Here is a 26,256-nt window from a genome sequence, read left to right on the forward strand (position 1 = left end):
ATGGAGGTAGATGGTGAGTCTCGATAGTTTATTTTGTCCCCGTTCAATAGCCGTGGTTGGAGCTTCTAGAGAAAGTGGCAAAGTAGGGAATACCATATTAAACAATGTTATTAATTCCAAGTATGAAGGGAAAATATTCCCCATAAATCCCAAATCAGATAAAATTCACGGCCTTAAATGCTATAAATCTATTTTGGATGTACCTCAGGATATTGACTTGGCAGTAGTAGTAATACCCGGTAAATACGTTCTTTCGACTTTAGAAGACTGTTCCAAGAAAAATGTGAAAGCAGCAATCATTATTTCTGCCGGTTTCAAGGAAGTTGGTAAAGAAGGCGCCAAACTGGAAATGGATATGGTAAAAAAGGCTAAAGAGTATGGAATAAGGATATTAGGCCCCAATTGTTTGGGAATGATTGATACCACCTGTCCGCTGGATGCTTCTTTTTCACCGACCCTGCCTGATCAAGGAGGCATAAGCTTTATATCACAATCGGGAGCATTGGGAACCTCTGTGTTGGACTGGGCAAAATTTTCTGATATAGGAATGTCTAAGTTTGTTTCCCTGGGTAATAAAGCAGATATTTCTGAAGACGACTGCATACAGTATTTGGAAAAAGACGACAGTTGCAAAGTAATTACTGCTTACCTGGAAGGAGTAAGGGATGGAAGGAAATTTATTGATATAAGCAGACAAGTGTCCAAGAAGAAACCTATAATAGTAGTAAAGTCTGGCAATACCAGCGCCGGTGCCAAGGCAGTTTCGTCCCATACAGGAACTCTGGCCGGTTCAGGTAAAGCTTATGAAGCAGCTTTCAAACAATCTGGAATCATAAGGGCCCATACTATTAAGAATCTTTTTGAATATGCCAACACATTAGCCAATCAGCCTCTACCTAAAGGTAAGAATGTAGTAATAATCACCAATGCTGGTGGGCCAGGTATTATGGCTACGGACGCTTGTGAAGAAATAGGCATACCTTTAGCTTCTCTGGAAAAAAAGACCATAGAAAAGTTAAAAGAATTCTTGCCAGCAGCGGCAAACTTCTATAATCCGGTAGATGTGTTGGGAGATGCTGGAGCAGACCGTTACCAGCAAACCATGGAGGTAGTGCTTAAGGATAAAAGCGTGGATGCAGTTTTAGTTATCTTAACTCCCCAAACCACCACCCAACCTTTTAAAACCGCGCAGGCCATAGTGGAAGAGATTAATAATAGTGGTACTAAAGTTCCGGTTATTACCTGTTTTATGGGTGGCGGACAGGTGCAAAAAGGTATTAAGTACCTGCGCGATCATGGAATACCTAATTATGAAATACCTGAAACTGCAGCGGAAACTCTGAAAATAATGATGGATTACAGTGATTGGAAAAAGAAAAAAACACCAAAGATTCAAAAAATTAAAGCGGATACCAAGAAAGTAAAAGACCTTTTTTTAGCCAGTAAGAAAGCAGGCAGGCTGGAGCTGGGAGAAATGGAAGCCAGAACAGTATTGGAAGCATATGGAATTGATATACCTCAGGCTAAGCTGGCTACAGACGTAAATGAAGCAAAAATGATAGCTAAAAAGATTGGCTATCCTCTAGTATTAAAAATAGTTTCTCCTGACATACTGCATAAAACAGATGTAGGAGGCATAAAAGTTGGAATCAGTGACCAGAAGGAGCTGGAAAAAGAATTTGAACTGATGCTAGAGAATGTAAAGAAATATATGCCGGATGCTGATATTAAAGGTGTTTTAATACAGGAAATGGTACAATCAAAAAAGGAAACTATAATTGGAATCAATAAAGATCCTCAGTTCGGGCCCATGATAATGTTTGGTCTAGGAGGAATATATGTGGAAGTGCTAAAAGATGTATCTTTTAGGATTGCCCCTATTTCCAGAGATGATGCTCAAGAAATGATAAATGAAATAAAAACCATTAAATTATTAAAGGGAGCCAGAGGAGAAACTCCTTCAGATATTAACAGCATCGTAGAGGTGCTGCTAAAGATATCTCAACTGGTAATGGATTTTCCGGAAATAATGGAGATGGATATTAATCCTCTATTTGTTAAGAGCGAAGGCCAGGGCTCCATTGCCGGGGATGTGAGAATTAGAATAGAATAGGCGAGAATAAAAAACGGAGAGGAGGCAGATATGTACCCTTTGTTTTTCATTTCAAATAAGCCTTATTCAGGAAAGAGCTCCATCTGCGTGGGGGTAGGCAAGAAACTAATAGATGACGGATTTAAGGTGGGTTATATGAAGCCTGTAGGCACACTTCCGGTAAAGGAAGGCAATATAACCACGGATGAAGACGCCAGGTATATTGCCGGAATACTGAACCTTAAAGATGATTTGCAGTCTATTACCCCTATTGTCATGACCCAGCAATCCATAATTGAAAGTTTGAGAGACATTGCTTTTTCCCAAGGTTTTCTAAATCTGGTAGGGAAAGCTTACCAGAAGATTAAGCAGGATAAAAACCTGGTAATAGTAGAAGGTGCAAAGAGCGTAGAAGACGGCTATTTTATGGGGGTCTCTTCTCGGGAGATTTGCCGCAGGATAGGGGCAAAAGCAGTTATGGTAATGAGGTTTTGTCCAGAAATAGTGGATCAAATTCTTTATGCCCGGGAATTTTTGGATGACTGTTTTGGGGGAGTAATCATAAATTGGGTGCCCAAAGACCAGGTGGGATTTTTAGAAGAAATGGTTCTGCCCTTTCTAAACAGCAAACAGGTCAAAGTGTTTGGCTATATTCAATCCAATAAAATACTTTCTTCAGTTAGTGTTAAGGAAATGGCCCGGCAACTGGAAGGAAAAATTATTTGTGCTGAAGATAAGACCGATGAACTGGTGGAATCTTTTATGGTAGGGGCAATGGGTCAGGAACAGGCTTTGAAATTTTTCAGGAAAAAAGCAAATAAGGCAGTAATAACTGGCGGAGATAGGGCAGATGTACAGTTAGCTGCCCTGGAAACACCTACCAAATGTTTGATACTGACCGGTAATTTCCAGCCTTCTACCATAGTTCTGGGGAGAGCAGAGGAATTGGGGATTCCCATGATTCTGGTTAACTATGATACCCTGACTGCGGTGGAGAAGGTAGAAAAGATTATTGGTCATGTAAGATTTCATGATGTGAAAAAAATTGACAAGATGGTGGAAGTAGCAGAAGAGTGCATTGATACTGAAGCTTTGATAAATCTGGCAAAAGGCTAAAATTGAAAGGGCAACAGAGGGGTGGAATCTAAAAAATACAGGGTATTTATAGATGCCATGGGTGGAGATTATGCTCCGGCAGAAGTAGTAAAAGGTGCGGTTAGGGCATTAGGCTTAGAAGATATTGAGCTTATTTTAACCGGTAATCAAAAAAAAATAGATTATTCGGCCAGGGAAGCTGGTTTAGATTTGAGCCAGATTCAAGTTATTGAGGCTAAAACCGAAGTATCAATGGACCAGTCGCCATCGGAAGTAATAAAACATTACCAGGATTCATCTCTTTATGTTGCTGCCAGCAAAGCTTCACAAATAAAAAATGGAGCTTTTTTGTCAGCGGGCAATACTGGGGCAGCTATGGCTTGTGCCTTATTTAATCTTAAAAGAATTCCTGGGGTACTAAGGCCGGCTATAGCGGTAGTGATACCTTTGGGTAACCAGAGAATGGTATTGCTGGATGCTGGAGCAAATGTAGACTGTAAACCGCAATACCTGAAGCAATTTGCCATAATGGGTAAAGTTTATGCCCAGAATATATTAAATATTAGTAATCCAAAAATTGGATTACTGAATATCGGCGGAGAAGAAAAGAAAGGCAATGAGCTTACCTTAAACACTTATCCTTTATTGAAGGAATCAAATATTAATTTTTTTGGCAATGTTGAAGCAAGAGAATTATTTGGCGGTGTGGTAGATGTAGCAGTTTGTGATGGATTTATTGGAAATATTTTATTAAAATCAGTAGAAGGATTAGCCAGCCTGTTGCTGGGAGAGGTAAAAAGAGCCTTAACAGCAAATATATTTAATAAAATATTGGCATTAGGTTTAAAAAACTCATTAGGGTCCCTAAAAAAGAAATTTGATTATGAAGAGTATGGGGGAGCATACTTGTTAGGTCTAAATGGGGTAACCGTAATTTCCCACGGCAGTTCCAGGGAAAAAGCAATATTCAATGCCATAAGGGTTGCCTATGAGGGCATTAAGACCAATTTGGTGGAAAAAATCAGGCAAGAAATAAATAGCAACCAATAATCAGGAGGAATAATGGAGAATTTTGAAAAGGTAAAAGAGATTTTAGTAGATGTTCTGGGAGCAAAAGAAGAGGAAATTGCCCCTGAAAGTAAATTTGTAGAAGACCTTGGTGCAGATTCTCTGGATCTGGTAGAGCTAATTATGTCTTTAGAGGACAAATTTGGTATTGAAATCAGTGATGAAGAAGCCGAAAAATTGGAAACAGTGCAAGATGCATTAAATTATATAGACGAGCATATAAAATAATGAAAGCCCTGCTATAGTTCATGGAAGAAGGTATTTTAGGAAAGAGAATCAGTACTTGGCTTGAAAGCATAGGGGTAGTATCCCAAGACCCAAATATATATATACAAAGCTTAACCCATAGGTCTTTTGCCAGGGAATTAAATGTTGAATCCAGGGGAAACGAACAGCTTGAGTTTTTAGGAGACAGCATCATTTCTTTTATATTAACCTCTTACCTTTATAAGCAATACGGCAGCTATAGTGAGGGAAAGCTGGCTAAAACCAGGGCTATACTAATAAATATGAAAACATTAGCTCAGGTATCCAGGGAAATTGGTATTGATAAACAAATCTTATTGAGTGAAAATGAAGAAAGTTGCCAGGGCAGGGAGAAGGAATCTATTCTGGCTGATAGCTTTGAAGCCTTTGTAGGTGCATTATATTTGGACCAGGGCATTAAATTTGCCAGAGAATGGTTATTAAAAAGGTTTAAGGACAGGATAGAAGAAAGGGTATTAAGGCCTAAGATTACAGACTATAAAACTTATTTACAGGAAGCGGTACAAGCTGATTACGGCAAGTTGGTTAAATATAAATTGGTGAAATCAGATGGGCCTGACCATGATAAGCTTTTTTATTCGGTATCCATGATGGATGAACAGATAATCGGCAGAGGGAAGGGCAAAAGTAAAAAGGAATCGGAACAGAAAGCAGCGAAGGATGCCATATCATCCCTTTATAATTTGGAAAAATAGAAATATTACAGGAAATTGTATCTAAAAACTATCACTCTTCGAGGATTTAAATCATTTAAAACTAAAAATACTTTGGTTTTTGAACCTGGAGTAAGCGTAGTCGTTGGCCCTAACGGCAGCGGCAAAAGCAATATTGCTGATGCCATATCCTGGGTTTTGGGCGAACAAAGCCCAAAATCATTAAGGGGAGCCAGCATGGGTGACGTAATTTTCAGGAATAAAGAAGAAGAGATGGGGATAGCAGAAGTATCTCTCATTTTTGATAATAAGGACAAGGCCATAGATCTTGATTTCAGTGAAGTTAAATTTACCAGGAGGGTATATTCCGAGGGAGGAAGTGATTATTTTGTAAATAGCTCTCCCTGCAGGCTGATGGATATACAAGAGCTTCTGGCAGATAGCGGAATCGGCAAGGGTCTATATACCATTATAAATCAAGGCCAAATCAACGAAATGGCTATTTTAAAACCCCAAGAAAGAAAACAAATAATTGATGAGGTAGTAGGGATTTCCAAGCACAAGATAAGAAGAGAAAAATCAGAGCAAAAGTTGAAGGACGTAGAAGAGGACATGGGGAGAATCAATGACTTGATGGGAGAGATAAAAAGAACCATGGACCCCTTGGAGATTGAAGCGGCCAAGGCCAGGGAGTATTCAGAGGTGGCCAATCAATTAAAGAATCTGGAGTTATCCCTATTTATTACCCAAATTAATCAATTAAACCAGGCTTGGAATAATAAAAATAAGTTAGGGCATGGCCTTGAACAAAAATTAAAGGAATCAAAGCTTAAACTAGCACAGCAAACTAAAAGATATAATCAATACCAAGAGGAAATTGGCAGTGAACTTAATGAATACCGGTATTGGGAAAATACAGTAAACCAAATAGAAGTGCAGTCCGGCAGGCTATCTAATATTAAAGAATTATGCTCCAGCAAAGTAAACGTTTTTTCTACTTTGGCCAGTATGTTTGAATTTAGGATGGAGCCGGTGAAAGAAAAGGAGGAGGATACCTGGTATCAAAAATTGGAGAGGGTACAGATTTTGTTTGAGGATTTTTTTGAGAAAGTGGAGAAAAGTTTGGACAGTAGCCCTCAGGCCCAAAAATTAAGCAACCTGGGCAAAAATATAAAATTAAAAATAATAGAAATATTAAAACTATACGGGCAGGAAAAGAAAAAAATAGAGAGGCTGGAAGAAAAAAGAAAAATAGGACAAGCCTTAAGGAAGGCCTGCCTTACCTATTCCCAGGAATCCAAAAGGCTGCTGCTGGCGGTAAAGGGTTTACAGCAGGGGGCAAAATCCTTGAAGGGTAAAGCTTATCCTGAATATGACAAAATAAAAAGGGAGGTCCAACAGGAAAGATCAGCCATTGAAAGCCTGAACCAGGAATTGAATCAAATTAAAAATGAAAACAGCCAAATGGAAAACCAGATTTATAAAAACAACTTAGATATTGAACAAATAAAGGAAAAAACAGAGAATTTGACCAGGTATATAGTAGACAATTATAACCTGTCCATCGATTATATTGTTAAGAATTACCAACCAGCAGACGAAATGGTCCGCACCAGGGAAATAATTAGTAAACTAAAAGCAAGAATGAGAAACTTTGGGAACATCAATCCCAATGCTTCAGTGGAGTTCGAAAGGATTAAAAAAAGATTTGATTTCCTGAACAGCCAGAAAGAGGATTTGCTGGGAAGCAAAGAGAAACTGGAAAAGCTTATAATGGATATGAATACGCAGATAAAAGATATGTTTCTGCAAAAATATGAGCGAATAAATGAGAGCTTTAATTATTACTTCAAGGTCTTGTTTCCGCTGGGAAATGGTGAGCTTATTCTAGCTACTGATGGGAATGAAAAGGATATGGGAGTGGATCTTAAAGTGGACATCGGTAACAATAAATTTGTTCCTTTATCATTGCTTTCCGGAGGAGAAAAAACCCTGGTATCCATGGCTTTTCTGTTTTCAATATTTGCCACTAACCTTTCTCCTTTTTACATTTTAGACGAAGCTGATGCTGCCTTGGATGATGTAAACATTGACCGGTTTTTGTCATTATTAAAAAAATTTGCCGAAACCCAGCAAATAATATTGATAACCCATCAGAAAAAAACCATGGAAATAGCGGATACCATATATGGGGTAAGCATGCAATCGGATGGAGTATCCAAAATAGTGTCAGAAAAAATAGAAAGAAGCGATGAGAAAGTTAATTAAGAATTTCAATTATTTTGTAAATAAATTAAAAAATAATGACCAGGATGTATGGGAAGAGCTGGAAGAAGAGCTTATATTGGGAGATATAAATGCTGCTACTGCCGCTTTCTTGCTGGAAGAAATAAAGACTGCAGTGCTAAGCGAAAAGATAATCAGTCCGGATAGAGTAAAAGAATTGTTGAAACAAAAAATTGAAGATATCCTAAATGCGCAGAGTGTTGAAGGCTTAAAGGACCCAGACTACATTCCGGCAGTTTATTTGATAATAGGGGTAAACGGGGTGGGTAAAACCACTACCTTGGCAAAAATAGCACGGTTGCTTCAGAGAGATGGTAAAACGGTTCTTATTGCTGCTGCTGACACTTACCGGGCAGCTGCTGTAGAGCAAATAGAGCACCATGCCCAGGCAATAGGAATACCAGTAGTTAGCCACCAAAGGAATTCAGATCCGGGGGCAGTGGTATATGATAGTATAGAGAAAGCTATAGCTAACCAAATAGATGTAGTACTAATAGATACAGCAGGAAGGATGCAGACCTCCTATAACCTTATGGAAGAATTAAAAAAGGTAAGCAGGGTAGTAAACAAGAAGCTGGGCAGGGATCCGGATGAAGTACTGCTGGTATTAGACTCCACTACCGGGCAGAATGCAAAAACACAAGCTGAAATATTTAACCAGGCCTTAAAAGTAACCGGATTGGTACTAACTAAAACTGATGGTACTTCTAAGGGAGGAATAGCGGTTACCATAAAGCATGAATTGGGATTAGGGGTAAAACTTATTGGTAGTGGTGAAAAATTAGACGATCTATCATATTTTGACCCTAAAAAATATGTTGATTTATTGATATCCTAAAAGGGGTAGTAAAATGTTTGAATTCTTATCAGATAAATTTGAAAATCTTTTTTTTAAAATAAAAAATAAGGGGAAACTTTCCCCCCAAGACCTCGATGCTGCATTAAAAGAAATAAAATATGCCTTACTGGAAGCCGATGTAAATTTTAAGGTGGTCAAAAAACTCTTAGAGGAGATAAAAGAAAAAGCAATCGGGGAAAAAATCACAGAAAGCCTAACCCCCTATCAACAGGTGGTTAAAATTGTAAATGACCAGATTGTAAATATACTGGGTGGCTCTACGGGGACCATTAATCTTACCAATAAGCCGCCTACCATTATCATGACTGTAGGTCTTCAGGGTACCGGTAAAACCTCTTCAGTGGTAAAAATGGCTAATTATTTTAAAAATGAACATCAAAAAAAAGTATCAGTGATAGCATCAGACGTATATCGGCCGGCAGCTATACTGCAATTAAGGGATATGGCGGAGACCATAGGAGTAGAGGTTTATTCAGAAAAAGGGGATGACCCGGTAAGCATATCAGCCAATGGTGTGGCTAAATTTAAAAAAGAAGGCAGTGATATTGTGATAATCGATACTGCAGGACGACTGCAGATTGATCAAAAAATGATGACAGAGATTACTAATATTAAACATAAGGTCAAACCGCATCAGGTATTATTGGTATTGGATGCCATGACTGGCCAGGAAGCAGTAAATATTGCTACCGCCTTTAATGCTGAGGTTGACTATGACGGATTAATTATGACCAAAATAGATAGTGATTCTAGGGGAGGGGCAGCCTTATCAGTTCATTATGTAACCAAGAAGCCTATTAAGTTTATGTCCACCGGAGAAAAAGTGGATGACTTTGAGCTGTTCCATCCTGACCGCATAGCTTCAAGGATCTTGGGTATGGGGGATGTATTAACCCTGATTGAAAATGCAGAAAAAGCTATTGACCAGAAGTCTGCCCAGAGATTTGAACAAAAAATAAGGAAAAATGAACTTAATTTTGAGGATTTTATAGAGCAGCTGAAAAGTGTGAGGAAGATGGGTTCCATGGATAAGATTTTTTCCATGTTGCCGATAGGTGGTAAAAACAAGATTCTTAAAAACATTAACCTGGATGATTCTCAGCTAAAACCCATTGAAGCGATGATTGGGTCTATGACCGTGGAGGAAAGAAGAAATCCCATGATTATAAATGGGAGCAGAAAAAGAAGGATTGCCAATGGAAGTGGCACATCAGTGGCAGAAGTAAACAGGCTGATAAAACAATTTGCAGCTACACGGCAGATGCTCAAACAGTTTTCTGGAAACATGTCAGGAATGGATTTGCCATTTGGAAAAATGAGATAATAAAAAAATTTTGCAAGATGTTGATAAAAATATATAATAATTAGACAATGGCTATATATTTAGTAATTTAGGAGGTTAAGGTATTGAGCGTAAAGATTAGATTGACCAGGATGGGTTTTAAGAAAAAGCCATTCTACAGGATTGTAGTAGCAGATAGTAGATCTCCCAGAGATGGTAAGTTCATTGATAATATCGGAACTTATGATCCCAAGAGCGAGCCTTCCAAGATAGAAGTTGATAAGGAGAAAGCTCTGGAATGGATTAAAAAGGGGGCCAAGCCCAGCAATACAGTGCAGAAGCTTTTCGAAAAAATTAATTTAATCAGTAGTGACAACAAATAAGAACTGGAGGTCAATTGTGAAAGAACTACTAGAGTACATGGTAAAAGAACTGGTTGATAATCCTGAGGAGGTTCAAATTACCGAAGAAGAGGAGGATGAAAAGACAGTAATTTTTAAGTTAAAAGTAGCTGAAGACGACCTTGGCAAAGTAATTGGCAAGAAGGGAAGAACAGCCAATGCGCTTAGAGTGGTTATGAGAGCAGCTTCTGCAAAAAGAGGAAAATCATCTATTGTTAAAATATTGGATTGATGCCTCAAGTTTTTTAAAATATATAATTTTAGACATCTTATGTCTTTAAGAATTATTGGGATAATCGGTAAACCACACGGGGTTAAGGGGTATATAACTTTAAGACTCTATACCGATTATCCCAAATCTATTAAAGAGGGAGAGATACTGTCAGTTTCTAAAACAGGTTCCAAAACCCTTACTGTTGGCAGCATTAAAGCAGGGGGCAGAAGCGATTGCCTGCTGGTAAAGTTTTTGGAGCTGGATAGCCGTGATGCAGCAGAATCCTATAGGGGCTGCCCCCTATACCGGCTTGACCAGCATAAGCACCAATTGGATCCAGGGTCTTATTGGGCTGATGATTTGCCAGGGTGCAAAATTTATTTTAAAAAAAAGTATGTAGGAATGGTGGCAGAGGCCTGGGATATGCCCGCAAATTATGTTTTATCAGTAGATATTGACAATGAAGATCTGCAGAAGAAGTTAGGCGGAAACATATTAATACCTTTTACAGAAACCTATATTGATGAAGTTGATTCTAATAGGGGTATAATCACTTTAAAGCTGCTGCCGGAATATATCTGATTTTATAATTATGTTACACATAAGCATTATAACCATTTTTCCTGATATATTTAATGATTTTTTTAAACATGGAATCATAAGAGAGGCTCTTGCCCAGAGTCTCTGTAAGGTGGATATCCATAATCTTAGGGATTTTACCAGTGATAAACATAAAAAAGTAGATGACCGCCCTTATGGTGGAGGGGCAGGGATGGTATTTATGCCCCAGCCGTTAGATGATGCTATTAATCATATCCGGTCTAAAACAGCTAGGGGGCAGGTAATGCCAAAAACCATTCTGCTTACCCCGAAAGGGCAGACTCTTACCCAAAACTTATTATACCGCATGCTTGAATTTGAAAACATGATTCTGGTATGCGGTAGGTATGAGGGAGTGGACCAAAGGGTAATAGACCTGGATATAGATATGGAAATATCCATAGGGGATTATGTATTATCTGGAGGCGAGGTTCCTGCTATGGTGGTTATGGATGGTTTAATAAGGCTTCTTCCAGGTGCGGTGGGGAAAAAGGAGTCTGTGGAGCAGGAGTCTTTCCAAACAAACCTGCTGGATTATCCCCAATATACCAGGCCTCCGGTTTTCAGGGGGTTAAAAGTGCCAGAGGTGTTGTTAAGCGGAAACCATCAGGAAATAAAAGCATGGCGAAATATCCAGTCTATAAATCTTACTAGAAACAGAAGGCCTGATTTATTTGACAAAAAAAGTTAAATTTCTTATATTTGTTTAGTTTTGAAAAAGTTAATAAATTAATATACAGGTTGGTGAAAAATGAATACGCTGGATAAGGTAGAAAATAAATATATCAGATCAGACATTCCCGAGTTTAAGCCAGGGGATAAAGTCAAGGTCAATATCAAGATCAGTGAAGAAAACAAGGACCGGGTACAGACTTTTGAGGGCATAGTCATAAAGAAACAGGGAAGCGGCTTGAATGAGACTTTCACTGTTAGAAAAATATCCTTTAACAATATAGGAGTAGAAAGAACATTCTTGGTTAACTCTCCGGTAATACAGTCTATCCAGAGAATGGAACAGGGCTTGGTGAGGCGGGCTAAGCTGTATTACCTCAGGGATAAGATTGGTAAAAAGTCTAAAGTGAAATTTAAAAAATAGCACGCCTGCTAAATGACAAAAAAAAATAAATTAAAAGAATTCTTAGGCTACCTGATAGTAGTAGTTATTGCGGTAGCCTTTTCTTTAACTCTAAGGACTTTTATATTTGAGCCTTTTATTGTTCCCACCCCTTCTATGGAGCCCACTTTGCTGGTAGGAGATAAGGTTATAGTAAACAAACTTTCTTACAGGTGGGGAAAAATAGGGAGAGGGGATCTGGTAGTTTTCTATTCGCCTACAGAGCCAGGCAAGGAATTGGTAAAAAGGGCTATCGGCCTTCCCGGGGAAGAAATAACTTTGACTACCGAGGGCCAGATATTGATAAATGGCCAAAATATGGAAGAAAACTATTTTACACCACCATCTAATACCAGTTACCAGAACCAGACCATAATTTTGGGCCAAGAAGAATATTTCGTGATGGGGGATAACCGCCAGAATAGTTTGGACAGCAGATATTTTGGTCCTATTCCCAAATCCACCATATTTGGTAAACTGGTATTTATATACTGGCCTCCTAATAGGCTAAGGGCCATATAGGCCTTTATTTATCATTAGGCATGGCTGCAGTAAAACTACCTAGAATTTTGTTCCGCTATGGATATAAAGGAAACCAACAGATTACTTAATTACTGTGTTTTTGAAAATAGCCTGTATGAGTGCGGTTTTAAAAACATAGCAGGTGTAGATGAGGCAGGCAGGGGATGTTTAGCCGGCCCTTTGGTAGCGGCAGCAGTAATTATGGATCAAAAAAGCTTACTTATAGAGAGACTCAATGATTCCAAAAAGCTGACGCCATTACAACGGACAATTTTGTTTGATGAAATTATTAGCCGCAGCATCTGCTGGTCGGCCGCAGCGGTAAGGCCGAACCAGATAGACGAAATTAATATTGGCAGGGCAAACCTTTTGGCGCTTAAGCGGGCCTCAGAAAAGTTAAAGGTACAGCCTGATATTATATTATCAGATTTTTTTCAATTTGAGTCTTCGGTAGATGTGATACCATTAACTGGAGGTGACCGTCTTAGTATTTCCATTGCCGCAGCTTCAGTGGTAGCCAAAGTGATAAGGGATACTATAATGGTAAAGATGGACCAGCTTTATCCCGAATATGATTTTAAAAAAAATAAGGGTTATGCTACCAGGGATCATCTATTAAGGCTTCAGAAGTATGGGCCGTGCCCCATACACAGAATGAGCTTTTCCGGGGTATTAACTTAAATACATATTTGACTATATGTACATAATAATATAACCTGTAGGGGTGGTAATTTCAGAAACAACCCAGAAATTAATCTACCTGATTTATGTCTTGGGAATCAGGAAAGAAAGATTGATGGCTGTATACCGCAAATTTAGCGATAATATGGATAAAACTTTCCGTTATTTTAATGTCAGACCTTCCTTTAAAAATAGTACCAAACTGTATAATATCCTTAAATCAATAAAAAATAATGGCATTGGGGCCATTGATATAACTGATGTAGATTACCCCTGGCTTTTAAAAAATATTATTACAGCCCCGCCCATACTGTTTATAAAAGGCAGGCCTTTACTGCAAAACCTTAAAATAGCAGTTGTGGGTACCAGAAAGGCTTCCAGTTACGGTCTTAAAGCTGCCGCTTATTGGGGAGCAAGGCTATCGAAAGCGGGGTTAACCGTCGTTAGCGGCTTGGCCCACGGTATTGATAGCAGCGCCCAGGAGGCAGCACTAAATCATAAGGGAGGAAGCATTGGCGTACTGGGTTGCGGCATAGGTTACGTTTATCCTATCCAAAATAATTATTTATTTAAAAGAATAGTCCAAAACGGAACTTTAATATCTGAATATCTTCCCTATAGTACTCCCAAAAAAATAAATTTTATACAAAGGAATAGAATAATAAGCGGCTTGTGCGGCGGCACCTTGGTGGTAGAGAGCGCGGAGCGGGGAGGTTCATTGATTACTGCTAATTTTGCTTTAGAGCAGGGAAGAGAAGTATTTGCGGTGCCGGGAAGCATATTCAGTCCGGTAAGCCAGGGCACCCATAATCTTATACAGAACGGGGCCAAACTTGTTTACCGGCTGGAGCATGTTTTGGATGAATTAATAGAAGCCGGTAATAAGTTGTCATAAAACCTGTTTATATATGCTCAATATGATTATAATAAAAGCAATATATTTACCAAATTAGTAAAGGTTATATTATGGGTTGGTTTAGAAAAAAGAGGGTGGAAAGGCCCAAGAATCCCTTAGGGGCAGCTTTGTATGATTACGACCATACCTGGGGAGCAATTAAAAAGATTACTGCTAATGTGCAGGCAGGTAAACCAGTAAAGGTAGACCGGGTAAAAAAATTACTTATACAGAATAAAGCTAAATTAAACCAGATACTGAAAGACATCTCCAAAGAGAACCTTAAAGTTGATTACCGGTCCGATAAAATAAGATATAAAATCAGCGATATGGTCATACAATTAATAGATTTTTTGGATATGGGCCAAAAACATAATTTTGATGATCAATTCGTGGATGCCAGCAGGCTAGATAATCTAATGGATAGAAGGGAAAGCCTAAAAAAAGATATGAAAGATATTGAAAGTGATTACCTATAATGCTGGATTTAAAAAAAGGTTTAAATCAATATTTGGATTTTTTGCGGTTTCAGAAAAATTTATCTCCCCACACTATAGATTCCTATAAAAGAGATATAGTCCACCTGTTACAATATTTACAGAAAACGGGGGTTAAATCCATAGAGGAGATAAATGTGGAAAATTTCCGCCGGTATATAAGATTTTTAGATAATTTTAGCTATGCCAACCGTACTATTATCAGGAAGTACTCTTCATTTATAAATTATTTTAAATTTCTGGAAAAAAAAGGCATAATGGCCAACAATTTAAGCCAGCAGCTAATTCCGCCCCAAAAGAATCAGAGATTCTTCAGTTTTTTATCCATAGCAGAGGCAGAAAAGCTGATGGCCAGCATTGATTTGGACAGCGATGCTGGAAAAAGGGATAAAGCTTTGTTGGAATTGATGTATTCTACTGGGGCCAGGATAAATGAAATAGAAAGTATAAAGCTTAATGATATAGATTTATCAAACCAGGAGATAAAGGTTATAGGAAAGGGCAACAAACAAAGAATAGTATACATTAACCGCAGTGCTTATGATAGTTTGCAAAATTATTTAAAAATAAGGAATAATTTCCTATTCCAGCACCAGTCCTACAAGCAAAGCAAATTCCTTTTTTTAAATTTTAGGGGAGGGCCTCTTTCGGCCAGGGGCATCAGAAACATAATAAAGAAGTATGTTTTAAAATCAGACATCAAAAAGAATATTACCCCCCACAGCTTAAGGCATAGTTTTGCCAGCCATATGCTGCAGAGGGGGGCAAATATTAGGGAAATTCAAGAACTGCTGGGACATGAAAATATCTCTACTACCCAAATATATACCCATTTAAACATTAAAAAACTGAAACAGGATTATCAAAATTTCCATCCCCGGGCAAAATAGGTTGAAAATTCTGTAAAAAAGTATAGAATCTTGGGAGTTTATGTATTTGCTCATTGAAATGTATTGTGATAAACTTTGACATTAAGTAAATACACACACCACTTGTAGTATTATGGTGTCACCCTAAAAAGTTAAAGTGGTGGAGGAAAAACCATAAAAACGGAGGTACTATTTTGAGCATTGTAACCATGAAACAATTGCTGGAGGTGGGGGTACATTTCGGCCACCAAACCAGAAAGTGGAATCCCAAAATGAAAAAATATATATATGCTGCCAAGAATGGCATATATATCATAGACTTGCAGCAAACTATGCAGTTGCTGATGGATGCATATGACTACATCAAGAACCTGGCCAGTGAAGGAGGCATAGTTCTATTTGTAGGAACCAAGAAACAGACCCAGGACACTATAGAAAAATATGCCCAGGAATGCGGCATGCCTTATGTAAAGAACCGTTGGCTGGGAGGCACTCTCACTAATTTTGAGACTATCAGCAAAAGAACCAAGAGGCTGGCCGAGATCGAAGATATGGAGGCCAGTGGTGTTTTTGACAAACTTCCCAAAAAGGAAGTGCTGGGTATAAAAAAAGAATATGAGAAACTGCTATATAATATAGGCGGGATAAGAGACATGAAAAGAATTCCAGATGCTTTGTATATAGTAGATCCCCATAAAGAGGTTATTGCCTTAAATGAAGCAAAAAAATTGGGCATACCTATCGTGGCTATAACCGATACTAACTGTGATCCTGATAATATTGATTTCGTCATTCCCGGCAACGATGATGCTATAAGGTCTTGTAGTTTGATAACCAGCGTAATCGCGGATGCAGTAAAGAAAGGTGCCCAGGAAAGAGTAAAAATTAAAGAAAGCCCAGAACAGGAAGAGGCAAAAGAGGATGAACTGGAATTAACAGAGGATGAACTGGAAGATAAGCCTGAAGATGATGTATGGGTTTAAATTTAGGAGGAATTTAAATGGAAATAAAAGCGGAATTAGTTAAACAACTTAGGGAAAAATCTGGCGTAGGCATGATGGATTGCAAAAAGGCATTAACCGAGACCCAGGGAGATATGAATAAGGCAGAAAAGCTGTTAAGGGAGAAGGGCTTAGCTGCAGCTTCCAAAAAAGCAGCCAGGGTAACCAAAGAGGGCATAATTGACAGCTATATCCACCCGGGAGCAAGGGTAGGGGTAATGCTGGAAGTAAACTGTGAAACAGATTTTGTAGCTAAAAATGAATTGTTCCAGTCTTTTGTGCATGATGTAGCTTTGCATATAGCTGCTTCTGGGCCAACATATGTATCCAGGGAAGAAGTACCGGAAGAAATAATTGCACAGGAGAAGGAAATTTATAAGAAACAGGCTTTAAATGAAGGTAAGCCTGAAAAGATAGTGGAAAAGATTGCTGAAGGCAAGCTCAATAAATTTTTTGCAGAAATTTGTCTTTTGGAACAGCCTTTTGTAAAAGACAATGATATGACGGTAGAAGAATTAGTAAAGCATACCATAGCTAAAATAGGTGAAAATATAAATATCAAAAGGTTTGCCCGATTTGTGTTGGGTGAAGAATCATAAACAGCAATGCCCAAACCAAAATATAAAAGAGTGCTTTTAAAAATAAGCGGAGAAGCTTTGCTGGGCAATGTTTCTTATGGAATTGATACCAAAGTCATTAATGATATTGCAGACCAGATTAAGGAAGTAACCCAGCTGGGAGTAGAAATAGCCATAGTAATTGGCGGTGGTAATTTTTGGAGGGGGGAACCGGCCAGTGTCAATGGCATGGATAGGACAACCGCAGATTATATTGGCATGCTGGCTACCATCATGAATGCTTTGGGACTTCAGAATGCTTTAGAAAATAAGGGAGTGTGGACCAGGGTGCAAACTGCCATATCCATGCAGGAGGTAGCTGAACCTTTTATACGCCGGCGGGCAGTACGGCACCTGGAAAAAAAGAGAGTAGTGATATTTGCGGGAGGAACCGGTAATCCTTTTTTTACTACAGATACTGCAGCTGCCCTTAGGGCTTTAGAGATAAATGCAGAAATAATCTTTAAGGCCACCAAGGTGGATGGAGTTTACGACAAGGATCCCAAACACCATGAAGATGCTAAAAAATTTGAAACCCTCAGTTATCTGGAGGTCTTAAAGAAAAACCTAAGAGTTATGGATTCTACCGCCACTTCGCTTTGTATGGAAAATAATTTACCTATAGTTATTTTTAACATAAATAAACCCGGTAACATAAAAGGGGTAATAATGGGTGAAAAAATAGGCACCATAGTAACGAAAGGGTAAACAATGAAAGATGAAATTTTTAAAGAATCGGAACAAAGAATGCAGCAATCTGTGGAAAAGACCCAGCATGAGTTCAATACTATTAGAACCGGCAGAGCCACTATAGCCTTGTTAGATGAAATATATATTGATTATTATGGAGCAAAGACGCCTTTAAAACATATTTCAAACATAAGCATACCAGAGGCAAGGACTATGGTTATTGCACCTTACGAGCCAAAATTTTTAAAGGAAGTTGAAAAGCAGATACTGGCCTCCGATCTGGGTATTACACCTAATAATGATGGTAAATCAATAAGGCTAAATATACCGGCATTAAACGAGGAAAGGCGTAGGGAGCTGGTTAAATTAGTGAAAAAGATTGCGGAAGATGGAAGAATCGCTGTTAGAAATATAAGGCGCGATCTAAATGATGGCTTAAAGAAGATGGAAACAGATGGGGATATTACTGAAGATGACCATACCCGTATGCAGAAAGAAGCCCAAGAATTAACTGATACATATATAGAAAAGATCAATGAAGCCTTATCCAATAAAGAAAAGGAAATTATGGAAGTGTAGGTAAAAATATTGAATTTTATTTCCAATTTTCTTTCCTCAATACTGACCCCGCAGGTTAGTGACCTGCAAAAAGGTAATATACCTCAGCATGTGGGAATAATCATGGATGGTAATGGAAGGTGGGCAGCTAAGAGGCATTTGCCCAGAATAGCAGGTCACCGTGCTGGAGTTGAAGTTATGAGGCAAGTAATAACTACATCAGTAGAAGTTGGTATAAAATACCTTACCGTATTTGCTTTTTCCAGTGAGAATTGGGACAGGCCGGAGCATGAGGTTAATTTTTTAATGGATTTATTTGTAGATACATTAAACCGGGAACTGGGTTCCTTAAATAGTAATGGTGTAAACGTAAAACTGATAGGAAGCAGGAAAAAAACTCCGGATAAAGTGTTGGATTGTTTTAAAAATGCAGAGCATATTACTGCCGGCAATAAAACCATGGTATTCAATATTGCTATTAATTACGGTTCCAGAGGGGAAATTATTGAAGCTGTTAAAAAAATAGGTACTGAATGCAAAGCAGGCCAAGTAGAGGTTGAAAATATTAATGAAGACTTATTTTCAAAGTACCTTTATACCAGTCATTGTCCGGATCCTGATCTAATAATAAGAACCAGTGGGGAATACAGGATGAGCAATTTTCTGTTATGGCAGAGTGCTTATGCTGAGTTATATATAACTAAAACCTTATGGCCCGATTTCAGTAAAAAACATTACTTAAAGGCTATACAGAATTATCAAAAAAGAAACCGGCGGTTCGGTAAGGTCTAGTAAAACATTATGGATTTTTTACTAATGCTGGGCCAATACGTATTGGCCATATTAGGCTTCTCCTTTATAATAATGGTGCATGAATTCGGTCATTTTGTTATGGCTAAATTAAGCGGTATGCACGTGGAAGAATTTTTTTTAGGATTCGGCCCCAAATTATTAAAATTTAAATCCCGCTCTGGTACCCTTTGGGGTATCAATGCCATACCTGTAGGTGGATATAATAAGATTTTAGGTATGGAAAGAGAGGCCGCAATTCCTGAAGACTTGAAGCATAGATCCTATTCCCATAAACCTTATTACAAAAAGTTCCTGGTAATTATAGGGGGCGTACTGTTTAATGCTGTAGCGGCAATATTGATGATTATGCTGTTTCTAAGTATGGGAGTATACGAGGCCAATACCACTATAGATTACATAGATCCGCAAGCTCCTGCCTATCAATATGGGTTTGAGGTGGGAGATAAGGTTATAGCTATCGATGGAAAACCAATAGACAGCTGGGATGAATTTTCCAGTTCTACTCAAAAACATCAGGGTTCTGATGCCATCTATACTATTGTTAGGGAAGAAAAACAGCTAGATATTGCAGTTGTTTTGGAGCAAAAGGATGAAGGCTATTACCTGGGTATTGGGCCCCAAGTGGTAAAAAAGAACCTATCTTTTTTACAGGTGATAAAGCAATCTTTAAATATGGTCTGGGATATTATTAAAACCTATGTAGGGCTGATAGGCATGCTTTTTAAGGGCCAGTTATCTTTTAACCAGGCCAGGCCGGTGTCACCGGTAGGCGTAATAAGTATTTTCCAGCAGTCTGCAGCTATGGGTATGCAGAACTTTATTTTATTTATAGCCTTAATATCCCTAATTGTAGGAATTGGAAACCTTATACCTATTTTACCACTGGATGGGGGGCATGTAGTAATATTGGCCATAGAAAGTATCCGTAGAAAGCCGGTGCCTAAAAAAGTTTTGGAAGTGTTAAATGCCATAGGTATAATTATGCTGGTCTCTCTTTTAGTTATAGGTTTTGTTTATGATATAATAAGTCCGTTTAATATTCAGAATATGTAAAATGAATATAACCAGGAAAAAAACCAAGCAGATTAAATTAGGAAATCTAGCCATTGGCGGGTTTAGTCCTATTGTAGTGCAATCCATGACCAAGTCCAAACTTCATCAGCTTAGGGCAATAAGGAAAGAAATCGACCTGCTTACCAAAGGGGGTTGTGAAGTAATAAGGATAGCTGTACCTGATATAAATAGCTTGGACTATCTTAAGGTCCTTAAACAGGAAAACATATTTAAGGTTCCGGTAGTAGCAGACATACAGTTTGATTACAGGCTGGCTTTGGGCTGCCTGGATTTAGGTATTGAGTGCATCAGGATTAACCCTGGAAATATTGGTGGAAAAGAACGTTTGGCTAAGGTTATCAATAAAGCTATAGGTAAAGGTGCGGCCATAAGAATAGGAGTAAACTCTGGCTCTTTGGAAAAAAGTATACTTAGGAAAAATAAGGGAGACATAGTGGATTCCATGGTGGAAAGCGTATTGGAGAGTGTTAAGTTTTTTGAAAGACTCCATTTTTACAACTTCAAGATTTCAGCTAAGGCTTCTTCTGTACTGGATACCATAAATGTATATGAAAAAATTTCATCCAAGGTGGATTACCCTTTACACCTGGGGGTAACTGAAGCCGGCCCATTATTGGGGGGAAGCATCAAATCCTCTCTGGGTTTAGGCATACTTCTTTCTAAAGGTATCGGGGACACTATAAGGGTTTCACTTACCGATTCTTCCTTGCAGGAAGTAAAGGCAGCTTACCTTATATTAAATAATTTGGGATTAAGGAGTTTTGGCGTTGATATAATTTCTTGTCCTACCTGTGGTAGAACCAGGGCAGATTTACTGAGTATTGTTAAAGAAGTGGAGGCCATAACAAGGGGAATTAAAAAACCGCTAAAGATTGCAGTCATGGGTTGCATTGTTAATGGGCCTGGGGAAGCAAAGGATGCAGATTTGGGAGTTGCTTTCGGAAAAGAGAAAGCAGCTATTTTTATTAAAGGCAAGATTAAAAGAAGAGTGGAAGAAAAGTCGGTTTTAGACGAATTTGAAAAGGAATTACAAATACTATTGGATAGGTGACCTATGAGATTTACACAATATTACATACCTACTTTAAAGGAAAATCCTAGTGAATCTGAGCTAAAAAGCCATGCTTTAAGTTTGAGGGCAGGTTTGATAAGGAAAGTGGCTTCAGGAATATATACCTACCTGCCCCTAGGATTGAGGGTACTAAGAAAGATAGAGAACATAGTGAGGGAAGAAATGGACCGGGCCGGAGCTATTGAACTTTTGCTTTCGGTAATACAACCATCTGATTTATGGCAAAAATCAGAAAGATGGGATCAATACGGTCCAGAAATGTTTAGATTAAAAGACCGCAGCCAAAGAGATTTCTGTCTTGGCCCCACCCATGAAGAATTAATCACTTATCTGGCTTACCTGGATATAAAATCCTACAAAGACCTCCCGGTAAACCTTTACCAGATTCAAACCAAATTCCGGGATGAAATAAGGCCAAGATACGGCCTGTTAAGGGCCAGGGAATTTATAATGAAAGATGCTTATAGCTTTGGCAAAGATCAAAAAGATTTAGATCAGGCATATCAGGCCATGTATGAAGCTTACAGCAAAATAACAGAGAGGCTGGGGCTTGAATATCTGGTAGTAGAAGCTGATACAGGCCTGATTGGGGGAAACTTTTCCCATGAATTTATAATCCTGGCCGAGCAAGGTGAAGAGGTCCTAATCTTATGTCCCAGCTGCCATTATTCAGCTAAAATGGAAGAGGCTCAATTTTCATTTCCTGATCCTGGTTCGGAAGCTCAGAAAGACTTGAAGAAAGTTCATACCCCTGGGGCATCAACCATAGAGGAGCTGGCGCAACAGTTAAAAGTAAGTAAACAAAGAATAGTAAAATCATTACTATTGGAAGGAAAGGACGGCCAGCTGTATTCATTTCTGGTAAGCGGGGAAAGAGAGCTGGACACTGATCTTGCTTCAAAGCTGGTTGATAGCCGGTTAACACTGGTAAACCAGGATAAAGTTAAAGACATACCATTAGGTTATTTGGGCCCCGTAGGTGCTAAAGAAGGGATTAAATTTTATGCAGACCGTTCTCTGCAGGAAAAAAGCAATTTTATAATAGGCGCCAATATTAAGGACTACCATTATATTAATGCCAACCTGGAACGTGATTTTAAGGTTGATGGTTGGGGGAATTTTACCTATCCGGTAGAAGGTGACCTTTGCTATAAATGCGGCACCCCATTGGAATTTAAAAAGGGAATTGAAATTGGCCATATATTTAAGCTGGGAACTAAATACAGTAAAAAACTCGATGCTAATTTTTTAGACGAACAGGGCCAGAGGATACCTTTTCAGATGGGCTGTTACGGAATAGGAGTAAGCAGGATAATGTCGGCTGCCATAGAGCAATTAAGCGATGAGGATGGAATAATATGGCCAGATTCCATAGCCCCGTTTGAAGTAGAAATTATAACTATTAATATGGATGACCCCCAGATGGTAGAGGTGGCAGAAAACCTGTATAGCCAGCTGGACGGTATAGGTATTGATGTTATATATGATGACCGCAATATAAGGGCTGGGATTAAATTCAAGGATGCAGCCCTAATAGGTATACCAATAGTTATCATAGTGGGTAAAAAAAGCATTCAAGAACATAAGGTGGAAGTAGAATTTAGGGGCAGCAGGCAAAAACAGGAAATACCCATATCAGACCTGCCACCATTTATAGACCAATATAAAAAAACAAATTAAATCCTAATGGTTTCTCCACAGACAGAAATAATAGTGGGAGTTTTAGAAAGAATTTTATTCAATAACCCCGAAACTGGTTTTTTAGTGGGTAAAGTTCGGCTTGATGCCAATCATCAATTAGTGACCATCGTGGGAAGCTGCCCTGACATGGAATGCGGGCAACACTTGGAGATTAAAGGGCAATGGAGCCAGGATCCCAAATATGGCCGCCAGTTTAAAATAGATAACACTAAGATGATAGCACCCCAGACCTGTGAAGGCATAGAAAAATACCTGGGTTCAGGCCTTATAAAAGGAATAGGCCCCGCTATGGCCAAAAAAATTGTAAACAAGTTTCAAATGGAAACTTTAAACATACTGGAAAAAGATCCCGGAAAGCTTTCCCTGATAGAAGGTTTTGGGCCCCAGCGGATAAAAAATATTAAAAAAGCATGGGATAAACACCGGGACCTCAGGGAAGCTATGGTATTTTTAAGGACCTATGGTTTAGGGCACGCTTTATCAATTAAAGTATATAGGCACTATGGTAAAAAGTGCATAGATATTATCAAAAAGAATCCCTACCGTTTATGTGAAGATATATTTGGAATCGGGTTTAAAACGGCAGACCTGATTGCTGTAAATATGGGAATAGAAAAGGATTCTATCTTTAGGGCCAAGGCAGGTATTATTTATTTATTGGAAAACATGGAGAGTGCCGGCCATTGTTATCTACCATATCAACAGCTAATAGACAGTGCTGCTGATTTTTTACAGGTTGAGGTTAGCCTGGCCCATAAAGCGGCAGGGCAACTTAAGCAAGAGAAAAAAGTAGTTATAATACAGGACTATGAACCAAGGATTTATCTAAAAGATATATATGAGTCAGAAATTTATGTTTCCAAAAAATTACGCCAAATTCAAGATAAGGGTTTAAAAGAAAGCAAGGCAAAGATAATAAATTTAACTGAAACCATGGAGAAGCTAGCCGGACAAAATAATATTTTTTTAGATACTGAACAGACACAGGCTATTATTGCCGCCAACATTGAAAAGGTGCTGGTTATCACTGGCAGCCCGGGTACAGGCAAAAGTACTATCATGAACTTTGTATTAGCTACATTGAGGTTGAATAAAAAAAAGGTAATGCTGGCGGCACCTACCGGCAGGGCGTCCAAAAGGCTTTCCCAAACTACGGGCAAAGAAGCTAAGACCATTCACCGGATGTTAAAATATAATCCTAAAACCAATAGTTTTATCATGAATGAAAAGGATAGGTTAAATGCTGATGTGCTGGTAATAGATGAAGCTTCCATGATAGATATCAGGCTTTTTTATGCCTTGCTGAAAGCAGTTAAAGAAGAATCCCAGCTGATACTGGTAGGGGATGCTGACCAGTTACCATCAGTAGGTCCTGGCAATATATTAAAGGATATAATTGACAGCCGGAGGTTTCCGGTAATCACCTTAAAAAAAATATACAGGCAGGAAGGACAAAGCTTAATTATACAAAATGCCCACAAAATAAGGGATGGAATTTTCCCTTATACTGGGAAACCTAAGAATGACGACTTCTTTTTCATAGAAAAAAATGATCCCCAGCAGGTGGTAGACCTTATAATGGATCTGGTTCTGCAGAAGCTTCCAAAACGGTTTGGGTTTGATCCCTTGAGCGATATACAGGTATTGGTGCCCACTAATAAGGGTATTGTAGGAGTTGAGAATTTGAACCGGTCCCTTCAGGACCATATAAATACCAGCAGCTTAAAAATTAATGGAAACGGTATAGAATACAGGCTAAATGATAAGGTGATACAGTTAAAAAATAATTATGAAAAGGATATTTATAACGGGGATATCGGGTTTATAAAATATATTGAGCCAAAACTAAAGGAAATAACCGTTAATTTTGAAGGCAGGAATATTCTATATAATTTTTATGAACTAGATGAAATAAGCTTATCTTATGCCATATCTATTCACAAGTCCCAGGGATCTGAATTTCCCTGTATTATTGTACCTATCCTTACTTCACATTATATGCTGCTGCAAAGGAATTTATTGTATACTGCTATCACCAGGGCTCAGCAGGTAGCAGTGCTTATTGGTTCAAAAAAAGCAATGGGGATAGCCATAAACCGTAATATTGTGGGAGACAGATTTACCGGGCTAAAAGAAATGCTGGTTTAGGTTTTACTACTGTCACTATGTTGAATTTTTTTTATTTTATGTTATACTAAAAACAAATTTCAGTAGCAATAATGTTTAAGGATAGTGGGCATGCCCCACTATTTTTATTGTTTATCTAATTTTAAAGGTGATGAGATTTGAATAGAGAATTAATAGTGGCTTTAAGGGAGCTGGAAAAAGAGAAAGGTATCAAAATGGATACCATAATAGAGGCGTTAAATGTTGCCCTTAATTCTGCTTATAAGAAAAATTATAAAATTGATTATGACAGCAGGGTTGATGTAGATACAGAGACTGGTGAAATAAAGGTATTTAAAGTTTTGACCGAGGAAGAGAAAGCTGACAGTAATGAAGACGAACTGGAAGTTACCCCTGATAATTTCGGCAGGATTGCTGCCCAGACAGCTATGCAGGTTATAAAGCAGAGGATTAAAGAAGCTGAACGGGAAATTATGTATGATGAGTTTAAGGACAGGGTTGGTGATTTGGTCACAGGGATTATACAGCAAAGCGATACCAGGTTTACTTTAGTGGATCTTGGAAAGGTAGAAGCTTTGTTGCCCCAGCATGAACAGGTTGCCAATGAAAGATATAAACATGGGGAGAGAATAAAAGCTTATATCTCGGAAGTAAGAAAGACTACCAAGGGACCCCAGGTAATAGTATCCCGGACCCATACAGGTCTTATTAAAAAATTATTTGAACTTGAAGTGCCTGAAATCGGGGAAGGTATTGTAGAAATAGTAAATATCGCCAGAGAGCCTGGTTATAGGACCAAGATTGCAGTTAAGTCAAATGATAAAAACGTTGACCCGGTAGGTGCTTGCGTGGGACCCAAAGGCTCCAGGGTAAGAATGGTGGTAGATGAACTGGGTGGAGAAAAAATAGATATCGTATGCTACAGCGAAGATGTAGTAGACTTTATAAAGAATTCCTTGTCACCGGCCAGGGTAACCAAAGTGCTGACTGAAGAGGAAAGAAAGTTTGCCCTGGTAGTAGTTCCGAATGACCAGTTGTCGTTAGCCATAGGAAGAGAAGGTCAAAATGCCAGGCTGGCAGCCAAGCTTACTGGATGGAAGATTGATATTAAGAGCCAAAAACAATTTGATGAAGAGCTAGAGGAAGCCCGGAGAGAAAGATTGAAGACCAGGCAACATTCGGAGGAGCAAGAGCAATAAATCTGTGGA

The 26,256-nt window shown here is 38.6% G+C and carries 28 protein-coding genes; all 28 read left to right on the forward strand.

Features of this window, described 5'->3' with window-relative positions; all coding sequences use genetic code 11:
* The first annotated feature begins 10 nt into the window (after positions 1 to 10).
* The 28 genes from PHN32_01650 to nusA all read left to right on the forward strand — a co-directional run bounded on the left by PHN32_01650 (position 11) and on the right by nusA (position 26,247).
* Positions 11 to 2,113 (forward strand): acetate--CoA ligase, encoded by a 2,103-nt coding sequence (locus PHN32_01650; GenBank protein ID MDD3776302.1) that lies wholly within the window; start codon positions 11 to 13, stop codon positions 2,111 to 2,113.
* Between the two features lie 30 nt (positions 2,114 to 2,143).
* Positions 2,144 to 3,208: a phosphotransacetylase family protein gene (locus PHN32_01655; GenBank protein ID MDD3776303.1), complete on the forward strand. Its 1,065-nt coding sequence runs from the start codon at positions 2,144 to 2,146 to the stop codon at positions 3,206 to 3,208.
* Between the two features lie 21 nt (positions 3,209 to 3,229).
* Positions 3,230 to 4,237, forward strand: a complete 1,008-nt coding sequence (gene plsX, locus PHN32_01660; GenBank protein MDD3776304.1) for a phosphate acyltransferase PlsX — start codon at positions 3,230 to 3,232, stop codon at positions 4,235 to 4,237.
* 12 nt (positions 4,238 to 4,249) lie between these two features.
* Complete coding sequence (acpP, locus tag PHN32_01665) at positions 4,250 to 4,483, forward strand: acyl carrier protein (protein MDD3776305.1); 234 nt, start codon at positions 4,250 to 4,252, stop codon at positions 4,481 to 4,483.
* A 20-nt stretch (positions 4,484 to 4,503) separates the two neighbouring features.
* Positions 4,504 to 5,217, forward strand: a complete 714-nt coding sequence (gene rnc / locus PHN32_01670) for a ribonuclease III (protein ID MDD3776306.1) — start codon at positions 4,504 to 4,506, stop codon at positions 5,215 to 5,217.
* 15 nt (positions 5,218 to 5,232) lie between these two features.
* The gene (locus PHN32_01675; GenBank protein ID MDD3776307.1) at positions 5,233 to 7,443 is read left to right on the forward strand and encodes a chromosome segregation SMC family protein; all 2,211 of its coding nucleotides are present in this window, start codon (positions 5,233 to 5,235) and stop codon (positions 7,441 to 7,443) included.
* Entirely contained in the window at positions 7,427 to 8,299 is an 873-nt protein-coding gene (ftsY, locus tag PHN32_01680; protein ID MDD3776308.1) for a signal recognition particle-docking protein FtsY, read from the forward strand. Before PHN32_01675 ends, ftsY begins: the two co-directional genes overlap by 17 nt.
* Before the next feature lie 13 nt (positions 8,300 to 8,312).
* A complete protein-coding gene (ffh, locus tag PHN32_01685; GenBank protein ID MDD3776309.1) occupies positions 8,313 to 9,644 on the forward strand; it encodes a signal recognition particle protein in 1,332 nt (443 codons plus the stop codon).
* An 83-nt stretch (positions 9,645 to 9,727) separates the two neighbouring features.
* Complete coding sequence (gene rpsP / locus PHN32_01690; GenBank protein ID MDD3776310.1) at positions 9,728 to 9,985, forward strand: 30S ribosomal protein S16; 258 nt, start codon at positions 9,728 to 9,730, stop codon at positions 9,983 to 9,985.
* A gap of 13 nt (positions 9,986 to 9,998) precedes the next feature.
* Positions 9,999 to 10,235, forward strand: a complete 237-nt coding sequence (locus tag PHN32_01695) for a KH domain-containing protein (protein ID MDD3776311.1) — start codon at positions 9,999 to 10,001, stop codon at positions 10,233 to 10,235.
* A gap of 39 nt (positions 10,236 to 10,274) precedes the next feature.
* Positions 10,275 to 10,799, forward strand: coding sequence for a ribosome maturation factor RimM (gene rimM / locus PHN32_01700; protein ID MDD3776312.1), 525 nt, complete (start codon positions 10,275 to 10,277; stop codon positions 10,797 to 10,799).
* A 10-nt stretch (positions 10,800 to 10,809) separates the two neighbouring features.
* Entirely contained in the window at positions 10,810 to 11,508 is a 699-nt protein-coding gene (gene trmD, locus PHN32_01705) for a tRNA (guanosine(37)-N1)-methyltransferase TrmD (GenBank protein MDD3776313.1), read from the forward strand.
* 60 nt (positions 11,509 to 11,568) lie between these two features.
* Positions 11,569 to 11,913: a 50S ribosomal protein L19 gene (gene rplS / locus PHN32_01710; GenBank protein MDD3776314.1), complete on the forward strand. Its 345-nt coding sequence runs from the start codon at positions 11,569 to 11,571 to the stop codon at positions 11,911 to 11,913.
* Positions 11,914 to 11,925: 12 nt separating this feature from the next.
* Positions 11,926 to 12,453: a signal peptidase I gene (gene lepB / locus PHN32_01715; protein MDD3776315.1), complete on the forward strand. Its 528-nt coding sequence runs from the start codon at positions 11,926 to 11,928 to the stop codon at positions 12,451 to 12,453.
* A 57-nt stretch (positions 12,454 to 12,510) separates the two neighbouring features.
* The gene (locus tag PHN32_01720) at positions 12,511 to 13,134 is read left to right on the forward strand and encodes a ribonuclease HII (GenBank protein ID MDD3776316.1); all 624 of its coding nucleotides are present in this window, start codon (positions 12,511 to 12,513) and stop codon (positions 13,132 to 13,134) included.
* Positions 13,135 to 13,177: 43 nt separating this feature from the next.
* Entirely contained in the window at positions 13,178 to 14,029 is an 852-nt protein-coding gene (dprA, locus tag PHN32_01725; GenBank protein MDD3776317.1) for a DNA-processing protein DprA, read from the forward strand.
* A gap of 71 nt (positions 14,030 to 14,100) precedes the next feature.
* Positions 14,101 to 14,508, forward strand: coding sequence for a hypothetical protein (locus tag PHN32_01730; GenBank protein ID MDD3776318.1), 408 nt, complete (start codon positions 14,101 to 14,103; stop codon positions 14,506 to 14,508).
* Complete coding sequence (locus PHN32_01735; GenBank protein ID MDD3776319.1) at positions 14,508 to 15,416, forward strand: tyrosine recombinase XerC; 909 nt, start codon at positions 14,508 to 14,510, stop codon at positions 15,414 to 15,416. Before PHN32_01730 ends, PHN32_01735 begins: the two co-directional genes overlap by 1 nt.
* A gap of 173 nt (positions 15,417 to 15,589) precedes the next feature.
* A complete protein-coding gene (rpsB, locus tag PHN32_01740; protein ID MDD3776320.1) occupies positions 15,590 to 16,378 on the forward strand; it encodes a 30S ribosomal protein S2 in 789 nt (262 codons plus the stop codon).
* A gap of 17 nt (positions 16,379 to 16,395) precedes the next feature.
* Positions 16,396 to 16,995, forward strand: coding sequence for a translation elongation factor Ts (tsf, locus tag PHN32_01745; protein MDD3776321.1), 600 nt, complete (start codon positions 16,396 to 16,398; stop codon positions 16,993 to 16,995).
* 6 nt (positions 16,996 to 17,001) lie between these two features.
* Positions 17,002 to 17,721, forward strand: a complete 720-nt coding sequence (pyrH, locus tag PHN32_01750) for a UMP kinase (GenBank protein ID MDD3776322.1) — start codon at positions 17,002 to 17,004, stop codon at positions 17,719 to 17,721.
* Positions 17,722 to 17,724: 3 nt separating this feature from the next.
* Positions 17,725 to 18,282: a ribosome recycling factor gene (gene frr / locus PHN32_01755; protein ID MDD3776323.1), complete on the forward strand. Its 558-nt coding sequence runs from the start codon at positions 17,725 to 17,727 to the stop codon at positions 18,280 to 18,282.
* A gap of 39 nt (positions 18,283 to 18,321) precedes the next feature.
* Positions 18,322 to 19,053, forward strand: coding sequence for an isoprenyl transferase (locus tag PHN32_01760; protein MDD3776324.1), 732 nt, complete (start codon positions 18,322 to 18,324; stop codon positions 19,051 to 19,053).
* Between the two features lie 9 nt (positions 19,054 to 19,062).
* Positions 19,063 to 20,127 (forward strand): M50 family metallopeptidase, encoded by a 1,065-nt coding sequence (locus PHN32_01765; protein ID MDD3776325.1) that lies wholly within the window; start codon positions 19,063 to 19,065, stop codon positions 20,125 to 20,127.
* A gap of 1 nt (position 20,128) precedes the next feature.
* Positions 20,129 to 21,199 (forward strand): flavodoxin-dependent (E)-4-hydroxy-3-methylbut-2-enyl-diphosphate synthase, encoded by a 1,071-nt coding sequence (gene ispG, locus PHN32_01770; GenBank protein MDD3776326.1) that lies wholly within the window; start codon positions 20,129 to 20,131, stop codon positions 21,197 to 21,199.
* Positions 21,200 to 21,202: 3 nt separating this feature from the next.
* Positions 21,203 to 22,900 (forward strand): proline--tRNA ligase, encoded by a 1,698-nt coding sequence (locus tag PHN32_01775; protein MDD3776327.1) that lies wholly within the window; start codon positions 21,203 to 21,205, stop codon positions 22,898 to 22,900.
* Between the two features lie 33 nt (positions 22,901 to 22,933).
* Positions 22,934 to 25,069, forward strand: coding sequence for an ATP-dependent RecD-like DNA helicase (locus PHN32_01780; GenBank protein MDD3776328.1), 2,136 nt, complete (start codon positions 22,934 to 22,936; stop codon positions 25,067 to 25,069).
* Between the two features lie 137 nt (positions 25,070 to 25,206).
* Positions 25,207 to 26,247 (forward strand): transcription termination factor NusA, encoded by a 1,041-nt coding sequence (gene nusA, locus PHN32_01785; protein ID MDD3776329.1) that lies wholly within the window; start codon positions 25,207 to 25,209, stop codon positions 26,245 to 26,247.
* Positions 26,248 to 26,256: the final 9 nt, after the last annotated feature.

Source organism: Actinomycetota bacterium (assembly GCA_028698215.1).
Lineage (GTDB): Bacteria > Actinomycetota > Humimicrobiia > Humimicrobiales > Humimicrobiaceae > Halolacustris.